Below are 12,228 nucleotides of genomic sequence, written 5' to 3'. Positions count from 1 at the left end.
TCATTCGCTTTCAATATATTGGCTGAGCTTTTTCAAGCCGCGATGAATATTCACCTTCACCAGCGATTCGCTCTGCCCGCAAATCCGCGATGCCTCGGCGATCGACGCGCCCTCGATCTTGACCAGCGTGATCGCCTGCGCCTGTTTCGGCGGCAACAGCGCGAGCAGATGATCGAGGCTGAGCCGTGCATGGACCGCTTCGTCCTCGGCGCCCACGGCGGCGTCATTGTCGCCGAGCTCGGCCTCGTCACGCTGGCGGCGCAGCATGTCGATCCAGCGATAGCGCGCGATGGCGGCGAGCCACGGCAGAAAGGCGCGATCGCTGTCCCAGGTCGCCAGCTTGCGATGCATCGACACCAAAGTTTCCTGAATCAGATCGTCGACCTGATGCGGCGCGATCCGCCGCGCGAAATAGCGCGCGAGCCATGTCCGGCAATCGCCGAGCAGCGCGCGATAGGCCGCACGATCCCCCCGCTGCGAAGCGGCCATCAGGCGCGCGAGCGAAGGTTCGTCGAGGCTCATTTCCCGCGCATCCTAACAAGCAAGGCGTCGAGGGAAAACAGGCCGCCGCCGCGCACGATCAGGATCGCGGCCATCGCGGTCCACAGCGAATGGACCGGCCACCACGCGTCTGGAAAGACGAATATCTGGATGACGAGCGTCATCACCAGCAGCGCGCCCGCCGAAAAGCGGGTGGCAAGGCCGATGATCAACAGCGCAGGGAAGATATGCTCGGCCCAGGTCGTCAGCGGCACCGCGATCGAGGCGTCGAGCGGCAGGCCGGAAAATTCGTTGCGGAACAGATCATAAGTGTTGGGATCGATGGTAAGGAAGCTCCCTTCGACCACCTTCGTCTGCCCCGATCGCCAGAAGACGCCGCCCAGCGCGACGCGCAGCAGCAGCAGGGCGACGCTTTCGACGAACCGGCCCGAAACGATCGCCACGCCGCGATCGTAAAATGCGACAATCTGCTTCATGCTATCCTTCTTCCTGCGCTGTTTCGAGCGCCCCGGTGGCGATCAGCGACGCGATCGCCGCGCCGCCGCCCGGATGCTTTTCGGCAAGAAGCGCGATCAGGTTACGCAGCGGGCCGAAATCATCGGCCAGCGCCAGCGCCGCGGCTTCGGCAGGGGCAAGCGCGTGAACGCGCACCTCCGCATCGGGCCGGGCGAGGAGCACGAGCCGTGCCGCCGCGAGCGCGGGGTCGAGCGCCGCCGCTGCATCGCTCGACAGGCGGACGATCCGCGCGGCGGGATGCCGCCGGACCGCCAGCGACAGCAGCGCCGCCTCGCTCTGCCCCGCCAGTTCGGCCAAGGTCAGCGCGGGCGCGTCCGCGGCGTGATAACATTCGAGCCACGCCCATTCGATCCGGGCGAGGTCCTGCGCGGGCGGCGGTGCTTTTCCGCGCAGCCAGTCGGCAAAGCCGGCGCCGATATCGGCCAACGCCCGACGCCGCGCGCCGTTTGTTTCGACATAATGCCGCGACAGCCGGTTGAATGTTTCGACGCCCAGCAGATCGCGGCATAGCGGAAACGTCTCCTCCAGCGCGACGAGCCGCGCGTGCGAGATCGTATTGGCATGGACGCGCAGCCCGCGCAGGATCTGCGCCGGATCGCCCGCGAACAGCCAGTCGGGCAAATGGTCGGGCCCGCCGTTGATCGCCGCGGTGATGGCGGCCTGATCGCGCTCAAGCATCGGCGGTGACGGATGAACAGGCCGCGATGAGCGTGTCGGCGCGCACGGCTTCGGCGTGTAGCACCGCATAATCCGGAACGTCGCTGTCCCATTCGACGAGCACCGGCGTCGGCCCTGCCCGGTGCAGAAAGCGGTCGAGCAAAGTCCAGCAGGCCGCGCCGACCGGCGATCCATGATCGTCGATGGCGATCGTGCCGCCGTCGCCATCGGGCTTTACCGCATGGCCCGCCACATGAATTTCGCCGACCAGCCGCGGGTCGAAGGCGTCAAGCCAGGCTTCGGGGTCGCGATCCAGATTATGGGCGGAAACGAGAATGTTATTGATGTCGAGCAACAGGCCGCAGCCGGTCCGGCGACACAATTCGTGCAGGAAATCGACCTCGCACCAATTGCTTGCCGCAAAGGCAAGATAGCGCGACGGATTTTCGATGAGGATCGTGCGGCCGAGCCGGTCCTGCACGCGCCCCACTTCGCCCGCAAAATGCACGAGCGCGGCGCTGGTATAGGGCATCGACAACAGGTCGGGAAATTTGTCACCGGGGCCGTTGCTCCAGCTCAGATGGTCCGACACCATGGCAGGCACATAGCGCGCGCACAGCGCCGCCAGCGCATCGAGCTCGCCGCGATCGACGCCGCCCGACGACCCCAGCGACAGGCCGACCGAATGAAAGCTGAGCGGCATATGCTCGGCGACCGCGGTCAGCCAGCGATGCGGGGGCCCGCCCGGGCCGAAATAATTCTGGGGGTGGATTTCGGCCCAGGCGGGTGCCGTGCCCGCCTCCACCGCGGCAAGAAGCGCGGCATAATGCTGAGATTTCAGTCCTATGCCGGCGCGTCGGGGCAGCCGGGGGGTAGTGGAGGCGGACACGGCGGGGGCTCAGCTCTTCTTTTGCGGCACCGGCTTGGCATTGCCCTCATGCGCGGTCAGCGTGCCGCCCATCTTGACACAGGTGCCCGCCGGAACCGACTTCCAGGCATTGCCCTGATAATTGACCGTCGAGGTGCCCGCGCAGCTCGTGCCCGGACCGGCGGCGCAATCATTCTTGCCCTTCAGCGCGACGCCGAAGCATTTTTCGGTCTTTCCGGCTGCAGCAGCGGTTCCCGGCGCCATCGCGCCGGCGGCCATGGCCAGAACGGCCGAGGCGGCCAGCGACAGTTTCACGGCATTGCTCATTCTTCACTCCATTCACAACAAAGGGGGATGCGGGGGGATGGCATCGAAGGGAAATTCGCCGCGCCGCCCGGCAAGGTTACAGCGCGCCATCTTGTCGCCACCTTCGCGCGGCAAAGGAGCCTTTCCCCTCCCCGATATCGAGAGAGAAACGTGAGCGTAGCGTTCCGCCGCGAAAGCGATGACGAACATATGGAACCGGTCTTCGAATGGCCGATCCCGCCGGGCGCCAATCTGGTGACCCCGCGCGGACATCGTCTGCTCGGCGAAGAACTCGCGCAGATCGAAGCCGCCATCGCGGCGGCGGAAACCGACGATGCGCGCAAGAAATTGCAACGCCGCCAGCGCTATGTCGCCACGCGCCACGCGACCGCGGAGGTGCAGGTCGCGCCCGCGGACGGGATCGTCGGGGTCGGCAGCGCGGTACGCTATCGGCTCGCGGGTACCGAGCGCGCCGTGACGATCGTCGGGCATGACGAAGCCGATCCGGCGGCAGGGCGGATCGCCTTCACCGCGCCGCTCGGCCGCGCCCTGATGGGCGCCGAGGTCGGCGAGAACGTCGAATTCCAGAGCCGCGAGGATGCCATCACCGTCCTTGCCGCCGCGCCCGATGCGGAGGAAATGGCATGAAGGACAAGTTCGAACGCCACAAGCAGCCGTGGACCGCCGCCGAAATCGACAAGCTCCACACGCTGGCAAAAAAGGGCATGGCGCTCAAGGCCATCGCCAAGGCCCTGACGCGCAGCGAAGAGTCGGTTAAGATCCGCGCCAAGGCCGACGGCCTGTCGATCGCAAAGCTGCGCTGACGTCCCTCGCATGACCGCCCCCGATTATGATGCCATCGTGCTGGGTGCCGGCGCGGCCGGGCTGATGTGCGCCGCGGTCGCGGGGCAAAGGGGTCGCCGCGTCCTGCTGCTCGACCATGCCGAGCAGGTGGGCAAGAAAATCCTGATCTCGGGCGGCGGCCGCTGCAATTTCACCAATATCCACACCGCGCCCGACCGCTATATTTCGGCGAATCCGCATTTCGCCAAATCGGCGCTCGCGCGCTACACGCCCGCCGATTTTATCGCGCTGGTCGATGCCTATGGCATTGCACATCACGAAAAGACGCTCGGCCAGCTGTTCTGCGATGGGTCGGCGAAACAGATCGTGGCGATGCTGCTCGAGGAATGTGCAAAGGGCGGAGTTGAAGTCCGCTGCGGCCAGCCGGTGCGCGCGGTCACGCATGCGGATGGCATCTTCTCCGTCGCCTTCGGCGACCGGCCTGTCCGCGCGTCCAACCTCGTCATCGCTACCGGCGGCCCATCGATCCCGAAGATGGGTGCGACCGGCTTTGCTTACGATCTGGCGCGCCAGTTCGGCCTGAAAATCGTCGAGCCGCGCCCCGCGCTCGTCCCGCTGACGCTCGGCGGTGACGATGTGTTGTTCCGCGACCTGTCGGGGGTCGCAACCCCGGTCGAAGCACACGCCGGCAAGGCGGCGTTCCGCGAAGCGGCGCTGTTCACCCACAAGGGGCTGTCGGGTCCGGCGATCCTCCAGATCAGTAGCTATTGGCGTCCCGGCGATCCGGTAACGATCGATTTCCTGCCCGCCGCCGCACCCGGCTGGCTGATCGACGCAAAGCGCGCGCGTCCACGCGCCACGCTCGCCGCAACGCTGCCCTTGCCCGATCGGCTGGCGCAGACACTCGCCGAGCGGCTGGCGCTGCCCGGCGAGCTCGGCGCGCAGACCGACCGCAGGCTCGCCGATGCCGAGGCGCGGCTGGCGCGCTGGACCTTCCGTCCGAACGGCACCGAAGGCTTCGCCAAGGCCGAAGTGACGGTGGGCGGCATTTCGACCGCAAATCTCTCATCGCAAACAATGATGGCCAAAAGCGTGCCGGGACTGTATGCGGTCGGCGAAGCCGTGGACGTCACCGGGTGGCTGGGCGGCTATAATTTTCAATGGGCCTGGGCCAGCGGATACGCGGCGGGTCAGGCTCTTTAGGAAAAAACCCAGATATTTCTTCGTCATGCCGAACGGGTTTCGGCATCCATGACCAGTGTTTCGATCGCGGGCGACAGACCCCGGGACGCAGACTGGGCAGCGAGGACCAAACAGCGGCGCCTTTGCTGCACAGGATAAGAAGAATAAAATGCCTTTTGAAAATCTCTCGCCCGTCCTTGCGGACGCCCTTGCCGCGCGCGGCTATGAAGGACTCACCCCCGTCCAGACCCACGTCGTCGAAGCCGAAGCTGTAGGCCGCGACCTGCTCGTCTCGGCACAGACCGGATCGGGCAAGACCGTTGCCTTTGGTCTCGCCATGGCCGGCGAATTGCTCGAGGATGGGCGCCTGCCCTTCGCGGCGGCGCCACTGGCGCTGATCATCGCACCGACGCGCGAACTCGCGTTGCAGGTCAGCCGCGAACTGAGCTGGCTCTACGCGAAGGCCGGCGCGCGCATCGCGACCTGCGTCGGCGGCATGGATGCAAGCCGCGAGCGCCGGATGCTCAGCCAGGGCGTGCACATCGTCGTCGGTACCCCCGGCCGCCTGCGCGACCATCTCGAACGCGGCGCTCTCGACCTGGAATCGCTGCGCGTCGCCGTGCTCGACGAGGCCGACGAAATGCTCGACATGGGCTTTCGCGAAGACCTTGAGGAAATCCTCGACGCGACCCCCGAAACGCGCCGCACTTTGCTCTTTTCGGCGACGATCCCCAAGCCGATCGCCCAGCTTGCCAAACATTATCAACGCGACGCGCTGCGCATCTCGACCGTCGGCGAAGATCGCGGCCATGGCGACATCGCCTATCAGGTCGTCACCGTCGCCCCCGCCGATATCGAGGGCGCGGTCGTCAATTTGCTGCGGTTGCACGAGGCCGACACGGCAATGCTGTTCTGCGCCACCCGCGACAATGTCCGCCGCCTCCATGCCAGTCTCCTCGAGCGCGGCTTCGCGGCGGTGGCGCTGTCGGGCGAGCACAGCCAATCCGAACGCAACCACGCGCTGCAGGCGCTACGCGACCGCCGCGCACGCGTCTGCGTCGCGACCGACGTCGCCGCGCGCGGTATCGACCTGCCGAGCCTCAGCCTCGTCATTCACGTTGAAATCCCGCGCGATGCCGAAACGCTTCAGCACCGCTCGGGCCGCACCGGTCGCGCGGGGAAAAAGGGCACCGCCGTGCTCATCGTCCCCTATCCGCGCCGCCGCCGCGTCGACGGTATGCTGCGCGGTGCGAAGATCGACGCGCAGTGGATGAACGCGCCGACGGCGACCGACGTGCGCGCGCGCGACAAGGAACGGCTGATCGAGGCGCTGCTCGCGCCGGTCGAACATGAGGCTGATGACATCGAACTCGGCCAGCGCCTGCTCGCGGAGCGCAGCGCAGAAGACATCGCCGCCGCGCTCGTCCGCTCGCACCGCGCGACGATGCCGCCGCCCGAGGATCTGATCGATAACGGCCCGCGCCCGCGCGGCGAGCGCCCCGAACGCGGTGAGCGTCTCGAGCGCGCCGATCGTGGGGCGGACCGCGAACAGTTCGACGACAGCGTCTGGTTCCGGCTCAACATCGGCCGCCGCCAGAACGCCGATCCGCGCTGGATCCTGCCGCTGCTCTGTCGCCGCGGCCATGTGACCAAGCACGAAATCGGCGCGATCCGCATCGGCCCCAACGAAACGCTGTTCAATATCCCGCTCGCGATCGCCGATCGCTTCGCCGAAGCCGTGTCGCGCACCGCGAACAAGGATGGCGAAGACGATAGCGGCGTCGCCATCACCCCGGCGCCCGAAGGCAGCACCTATCCGCCGCGCCGCGACACGCGCCCCCATAAGGGCGGGCGCCGCGACACTGGCCCGCGCCACGACGGCCCTCGCGGCGACGGTCCGCGCAAACCGCGCGGCCCCGGCGCCCCCGGCGGCGGCGCCGACCGTTACAAGCCCAAACCGTACGGCCAGCGCAACCCGCGCAAGACCGGGAAATATTAAGGCGTAGAGCCCTTGCGCCCTCTCCGCCGCCGCCCCAAATCGGGCGAACGGCAGGAGAGGACGCATGGAAGCGGTTGAAGCCTTTATCGAGAAGCAGGGCGGTCCCGACGTCATCCAGTGGCGCCGCGTCACGCTCGGCGCGCCCGGCCCGGGCGAGGTGCTGGTCCGCCAGACCGCGGTCGGGCTCAATTATATCGACGCCTATCATCGCGACGGCACCTACCCGGTCGACCTTCCTGGCGGTCTGGGGCTCGAGGCGGCGGGCGAGATCGTGGCGATCGGTGCCGACGTCCACGGGCTGAAGCCCGGCGACCGCGTCGCGACTTTCGGCCCCCGCCGCACGGCCTATGCGACCGCGCGGCTCGTCCCCGCAGCCGCGCTGTTCAAACTGCCTGCGGCGATCGACGGCGAGACCGCCGCCGCCGCGCTGCTCAAGGCCTGCACGGTCGAAGCGCTCGTCGAACGCTGCGCCAAGGTCGAGGCGGGCTGGCCGGTGCTCGTCCACGCCGCCGCCGGCGGGGTCGGTCTGATCCTCGTCCAATGGCTGAAAGCCGTCGGCGCCACCGTGATCGGCACCGTCAGCACCGCAGCCAAGGAACAGGCCGCGCGCGACGCCGGCGCCGACCATGTCATCCGCTACCGGGACGAAGATGTCGCCGCGCACGTCCGCGAAATCACCGACGGCCAAGGCGTTCCCGTCACTTTCGACGGCATCGGCATGGCGACCTGGGCGACCTCGCTCAAGGCCACCGCGCGCCGCGGGCTGATCGTCAGCTACGGCAATGCCGGCGGGCCGGTGACCGGCGTCAATCTCGGCATTCTTGCGCAGCACGGATCGCAGTTCGTCACGCGCCCGACCTTGTTCGACTATTATCTCGATCCCGGCGAACGCGCCGCCGGCGCCGCGCGCGTGTTCGAGATGCTCGAAAGCGGCGCGGTCGCGATCACCATCGGTCAGCGCTACCCGCTCCGCGACGCGGCTCGCGCACACGAAGATCTGGAAGCGGGCCGGACCACGGGGTCGACGCTGTTGATGCCCTGATCTTTACCGCTTGCGGGCGGGAGGGGAGCGACTAAGCCTTCAACCGTTCGGCGTGCCAGCCGATATGCTCGGCCATGAAGGTCGAGATGAAATAATAGCTGTGGTCATAGCCCGGCTGCATGCGGATTTCGGCTTTCTGCCCCGCCTTCTCGCACGCCTCGACCAGCAGATGCGTCTTGAGCTGATCTTCGAGGAAGCTGTCCGCCTCTCCCTGATCGACGAGCAGGTCGGCAACGCGCGCGCCGCCTTCGATCAGCGCGCAGGCGTCATAGTGACTCCACGGCTCGCGGTCGGCACCGAGATAGTTCGACAGCGCCTTTTCGCCCCACGGGCATTGCAGCGGCGCGACGATCGGCGAAAAGGCCGAGACCGAGCGGAAGCGGTCGGGCGTGCGCAGCGCCACCGTCAGCGCGCCATGGCCACCCATCGAATGACCGCTGATCCCCTGCCGCGTCATGTCGGCCATCGGGAAATTGCGCAGCACCACCGACGGGAGCTCATCCCCGATATAGGAGCGCATGCGGTAATTCTTTTCCCATGGCGCCTCGGTCGCATCCACATAGAAGCCGGCGCCGAGTCCGAAATCCCATGCGCCCTCCGGATCGTCGGGCACGCCCTCACCGCGCGGGCTCGTGTCGGGAGCGATGAATATGATGCCGTGCTGCGCGCAGGCGGCGCGATATTCGCCCTTTTCCATCACATTGGCATGGGTGCAGGTCAGCCCCGACAGATACCACAGCACCGGCAGCTTCGCGCCCGGCGCATGATCGGGAACGAACACCGCAAAGGTCATGTCGGTGCCGGTGGTGTCGCTGGCATGGCGATAGACGCCCTGCGTGCCGCCATGGCTGCGGTTGGTCGATAGCGTTTCGAGGGTCATGGATTGTCCTGCACGGGTATGGAAGCGATCAACGGCTCATGCCCCCAATGACGCAAGAGGTCGAGGATCGTTGCGCCCGCAAGGCCGATGGTTCCGGTGTTGCGCAGCGGATGGAGGTTGACGCGCTCCGCAGCCGCAAGCCCGGCATCGAGCACCACCGTGATGCTTCCCGGTGCGGCGTTGATCGCGGCAAGCGGCGTCACCGATCCCGGGGCGATGCCGAGCAGCCGCTGCATGTCGTCGGCCTTGCCGAAGCTCACGCGCTTGCATCCGATCGCGGCGGGCAGCGCTTTCAGGTCGACGCGCGCTTCGCCCGGCACGGTGACGAGCCAGAAGGCCCCGCCCGCGTCCTTCAGGAACAGATTTTTGGTGTGCGCGCCGGGAATCGCGGCATTCACCGTGTCGCTTTCGGCGACGGTGAACACCGCGACATGCTCGTGCGCGGCGAAGGGGATGGCGAGCGCATCCAGATCCGCCAGCAATCCCGCCTCACCGCGCATAAGCCCTCAGAAAGTCAGACGACGCGGTGCAGCGCACACAGCTTGTTGCCCGACGGATCGCGGAGATAAGCGAGGTACAGGCTGCCGAAGCCGCCTTCGCGCACGCCCGGCGGATCTTCGATCGAAGTGCCGCCCGCGGCGACGCCGGCGTCATGCCACGCCTTCGCTTGCTCGGGCCCTTCCATTGCGAAACCGATGGTGCAGCCATTGCCCGCAGTCGCTGGCTGGCCGTCGATCGGGGCCGTCACGAGGAACAGCCCGCCATTGTGCATATAGATGAGGCGTCCCTTGTCGTCGACGATGCCCGGCTTGCCGCCGATCGCCTGAAAGGTCGCGTCATAGAATTTCTTCGATGCGTCGAGGTCGTTCGATCCGACCATATTGTGACTGTACATCGCCCTTGGCTCCTCCTGATTTGGTTGCGAATCGGGACTTATCCTGTTCGCGTGACTAACGGAAGACCACCGTCTTGCGTCCGTCGATCAACACCCGCTGTTCGGCGACCCAGCGCACCGCGCGCGCGAGCACCTGCGCCTCGACATCGCGGCCGATACGGATCAGGTCTTCGATCCCGTCGCGGTGGTCGACGCGCTCGACCGCCTGCTCGATGATCGGGCCTTCGTCGAGGTCGCTCGTCACGAAATGCGCCGTCGCGCCGATCAGCTTCACCCCGCGTTCGTGCGCGCGATGATAGGGCTTGGCGCCCTTGAAGCCGGGCAGGAAGCTATGATGGATGTTGATGCAGCGCCCCGCGAGCTTCGCCGACAGATCGGCCGAAAGCACCTGCATATAGCGCGCGAGCACCAGATAATCGGCGCCGCCGCGTGCCATGACGTCCAGCATCGCGGCTTCCTGTTCGGCGCGGTTCGCGTCGCTGACGGGCAGATAGTGGAAGGGCACGCCGTGCCATTCGGTCAGGCGGCGCAAATGGTCGTGGTTGGACACCACGCCGACGATGTCGATCGCCAGATTGCCCGTCGACCAGCGGTGGAGCAGGTCGTTGAGGCAATGGCTACCCTGCGACACGGCGATCACGAAGCGCGGCTTGGCCCCGGCATCGCTGATTCGCGCTTCCATAGCGAACCGCGCGACGATCGGCGCGAACGCCGCGCGCACCGCGTCCAGCGTCTGCGGAAAGCGCGGCCCCGCGCCGCGAAATTCGACGCGCATGAAAAAGCGCCCCGAATCGAGGTCGGCATATTGCTGGCTGTCGAGGATGAAGCCGTCGGTTTCGGCAAGCAGCCCCGTCACCGCCGCGACGATGCCCACCGCATCGACGCAGCTGAAGGTCAGGACGAAAGCGGCCGGACGTTCGGTCGTCATGTCAGCCCGAAATCTTGTGGAATGCGCACAGCTTGTTGCCCGCCGGATCGCGCAGATAGGCCAGATACAGCACCCGGCCTTCGGTCGCGTTGCGAATGCCCGGCGGATCCTCGGCGCTCGTCCCGCCATTGGCAAGGCCCGCGGCGTGCCACGCATCGACCGCCTCGGGCGAGGCCGCGAGCAGGCCGAGCGTATGGCCGTTTCCGCACGCCGCCGCTTCGCCATTCACCGGCTTGGTGATGACGAGCCGTCCGCCGTCATGCGCATAGATCAACCGGCCACGCTCATCGACGCGGCCGACGGGGATGCCGAGCGCACCAAGCGCCGCATCGTAAAAGCGCTTGGTCGTCGCGATGTCGTTGGCGCCGAGCGTCACATGGCTGAACATGCCGCCTCGCCCCTTAGTAAACGACGACGCTGCGGATGCTCTCGCCCGCATGCATCAAATCGAAGCCCTTGTTGATGTCCTCAAGCCCCATGACGTGGGTGATCATCGGGTCGATCTCGATCTTGCCGGTCATATACATATCGACGATCTTCGGCACGTCGGTGCGGCCCTTGGCGCCGCCGAAGGCGGTGCCGCGCCAGTTGCGCCCGGTGACGAGCTGGAACGGACGCGTCGCGATTTCCTTGCCCGCCTCGGCCACGCCGATGATGATCGAGGTGCCCCAGCCGCGGTGGCACGCTTCGAGCGCGGTCCGCATCACTTCGGTATTGCCGGTCGCGTCAAAGGTGTAATCGGCGCCGCCGTCGGTCAGCTGGACGATCGCGGTCACGGTGTCCTCGCGGCTCATGCCCTTGGTGTTGAGGAAGTCGGTCATGCCGAACTTGCGGCCCCATTCCTCGCGGTCGGGGTTGATATCGACGCCGATGATCTTGTTCGCGCCCGCGAGGCGCGCGCCCTGGATCACGTTCAATCCGATGCCGCCCAAACCGAAGACGACGACATTGTCGCCGACCTGCACCTTCGCGGTGTTGATCACCGCGCCGACCCCCGTGGTCACGCCGCAGCCGATGTAGCAGCTCGACTGGAACGGCGCGTCCTCGCGGATTTTCGCGACCGCGATCTCGGGCAGCACGGTGAAATTCGAGAAGGTCGAGCAGCCCATATAATGGAAGATCGGCTGGCCCTTGTAGGAAAAGCGCGTCGTGCCGTCGGGCATCAGCCCCTTGCCCTGCGTGGCGCGGATCGCGGTGCAGAGGTTGGTCTTGCCGCTGAGGCAGCTTTTGCACTGGCGGCATTCGGGGGTGTAGAGCGGGATCACATGGTCGCCGGGCTTCACGCTGGTGACGCCCGCGCCGACCTCGCGCACCACGCCCGCGCCCTCATGCCCCAGCACGCTCGGGAAGATGCCCTCGCTGTCGAAGCCGTCGAGCGTATAGGCGTCGGTGTGGCAGATCCCCGTCGCCATGATCTCGACCAGCACCTCGCCCGCCTTCGGGCCTTCGAGGTCGAGTTCGACGATTTCGAGCGGCTTCTTCGCTTCGAACGCAACGGCGGCGCGGGTCTTCATGGGCGGTCTCCTTTTCGGCGCTCCCAATCAGGCAAATGGGGTCGCAATGCAAGATACTCCCGATCCTCCCTGCGGCGAGGCCGTGGGGAGGGGGACCGCCCGAAGGGTGGTGGAGGGGCCGCGACGTCGCGCCATT

General features: G+C 66.7%; 16 protein-coding genes. 5 read left to right on the top strand and 11 right to left on the bottom strand.

Annotated elements, in window-relative coordinates; translation table 11 throughout:
- From STE01S_RS08795 to STE01S_RS08775, 5 genes are read right to left on the bottom strand one after another with little or no spacing between them, the layout of a single operon-like run.
- On the bottom strand, positions 1-522 hold the full coding sequence (locus tag STE01S_RS08795) for a sigma-70 family RNA polymerase sigma factor (RefSeq protein WP_003052645.1): 522 nt from the start codon (positions 520-522) through the stop codon (positions 1-3).
- Complete coding sequence (locus tag STE01S_RS08790) at positions 519-977, bottom strand: DoxX family protein (protein WP_062767083.1); 459 nt, start codon at positions 975-977, stop codon at positions 519-521. The genes STE01S_RS08795 and STE01S_RS08790 overlap by 4 nt, the downstream gene beginning before the upstream one ends.
- A 1-nt stretch (position 978) precedes the next feature.
- On the bottom strand, positions 979-1,695 hold the full coding sequence (locus STE01S_RS08785; RefSeq protein WP_062767080.1) for an HvfC/BufC N-terminal domain-containing protein: 717 nt from the start codon (positions 1,693-1,695) through the stop codon (positions 979-981).
- Entirely contained in the window at positions 1,688-2,563 is an 876-nt protein-coding gene (gene bufB / locus STE01S_RS08780; protein ID WP_255265917.1) for an MNIO family bufferin maturase, read from the bottom strand. The genes STE01S_RS08785 and bufB overlap by 8 nt, the downstream gene beginning before the upstream one ends.
- 9 nt (positions 2,564-2,572) lie before the next feature.
- On the bottom strand, positions 2,573-2,869 hold the full coding sequence (locus tag STE01S_RS08775) for a BufA1 family periplasmic bufferin-type metallophore (protein ID WP_062767077.1): 297 nt from the start codon (positions 2,867-2,869) through the stop codon (positions 2,573-2,575).
- A 150-nt stretch (positions 2,870-3,019) separates the two neighbouring features.
- Between STE01S_RS08775 and STE01S_RS08770 the strand changes: the two genes are divergently transcribed.
- The 5 genes from STE01S_RS08770 to STE01S_RS08750 all read left to right on the top strand — a co-directional run bounded on the left by STE01S_RS08770 (position 3,020) and on the right by STE01S_RS08750 (position 7,875).
- Positions 3,020-3,496, top strand: a complete 477-nt coding sequence (locus tag STE01S_RS08770) for a GreA/GreB family elongation factor (RefSeq protein ID WP_040590862.1) — start codon at positions 3,020-3,022, stop codon at positions 3,494-3,496.
- Positions 3,493-3,672 (top strand): hypothetical protein, encoded by a 180-nt coding sequence (locus STE01S_RS08765; protein WP_003052619.1) that lies wholly within the window; start codon positions 3,493-3,495, stop codon positions 3,670-3,672. The genes STE01S_RS08770 and STE01S_RS08765 overlap by 4 nt, the downstream gene beginning before the upstream one ends.
- Positions 3,673-3,682: 10 nt before the next feature.
- The gene (locus STE01S_RS08760; RefSeq protein ID WP_062767074.1) at positions 3,683-4,855 is read left to right on the top strand and encodes a BaiN/RdsA family NAD(P)/FAD-dependent oxidoreductase; all 1,173 of its coding nucleotides are present in this window, start codon (positions 3,683-3,685) and stop codon (positions 4,853-4,855) included.
- 148 nt (positions 4,856-5,003) lie between these two features.
- Entirely contained in the window at positions 5,004-6,833 is a 1,830-nt protein-coding gene (locus STE01S_RS08755; RefSeq protein ID WP_062767071.1) for a DEAD/DEAH box helicase, read from the top strand.
- A 64-nt stretch (positions 6,834-6,897) separates the two neighbouring features.
- Positions 6,898-7,875 (top strand): quinone oxidoreductase family protein, encoded by a 978-nt coding sequence (locus tag STE01S_RS08750; RefSeq protein ID WP_062767065.1) that lies wholly within the window; start codon positions 6,898-6,900, stop codon positions 7,873-7,875.
- Between the two features lie 31 nt (positions 7,876-7,906).
- Here the strand turns inward: STE01S_RS08750 and fghA are convergent, their stop codons facing one another.
- Genes fghA through STE01S_RS08720 form a run of 6 tightly spaced genes read right to left on the bottom strand, consistent with a single transcriptional unit; the run spans position 7,907 to position 12,092 of the window.
- Positions 7,907-8,755, bottom strand: a complete 849-nt coding sequence (gene fghA, locus STE01S_RS08745) for an S-formylglutathione hydrolase (RefSeq protein ID WP_062767062.1) — start codon at positions 8,753-8,755, stop codon at positions 7,907-7,909.
- Positions 8,752-9,255 (bottom strand): prolyl-tRNA synthetase associated domain-containing protein, encoded by a 504-nt coding sequence (locus STE01S_RS08740; RefSeq protein ID WP_062767059.1) that lies wholly within the window; start codon positions 9,253-9,255, stop codon positions 8,752-8,754. Before STE01S_RS08740 ends, fghA begins: the two co-directional genes overlap by 4 nt.
- A 14-nt stretch (positions 9,256-9,269) precedes the next feature.
- Positions 9,270-9,650 carry a VOC family protein gene (locus tag STE01S_RS08735; RefSeq protein WP_003052600.1) on the bottom strand — a complete coding sequence of 127 codons (381 nt, stop codon included), beginning with the start codon at positions 9,648-9,650 and terminating at the stop codon, positions 9,270-9,272.
- A 55-nt stretch (positions 9,651-9,705) separates the two neighbouring features.
- Positions 9,706-10,578, bottom strand: a complete 873-nt coding sequence (gene purU, locus STE01S_RS08730) for a formyltetrahydrofolate deformylase (RefSeq protein WP_062767056.1) — start codon at positions 10,576-10,578, stop codon at positions 9,706-9,708.
- 1 nt (position 10,579) lies between these two features.
- Complete coding sequence (locus STE01S_RS08725; protein WP_062767053.1) at positions 10,580-10,966, bottom strand: VOC family protein; 387 nt, start codon at positions 10,964-10,966, stop codon at positions 10,580-10,582.
- 13 nt (positions 10,967-10,979) lie between these two features.
- Positions 10,980-12,092 (bottom strand): S-(hydroxymethyl)glutathione dehydrogenase/class III alcohol dehydrogenase, encoded by a 1,113-nt coding sequence (locus STE01S_RS08720; protein ID WP_062767051.1) that lies wholly within the window; start codon positions 12,090-12,092, stop codon positions 10,980-10,982.
- Positions 12,093-12,228 lie beyond the last annotated feature (136 nt).

Source organism: Sphingopyxis terrae subsp. terrae NBRC 15098 (assembly GCF_001598815.1).
GTDB lineage: Bacteria > Pseudomonadota > Alphaproteobacteria > Sphingomonadales > Sphingomonadaceae > Sphingopyxis > Sphingopyxis terrae.
Note: the sequence above shows the minus strand (reverse complement) of the source record. Positions and strands in the feature narration are given on the sequence as shown.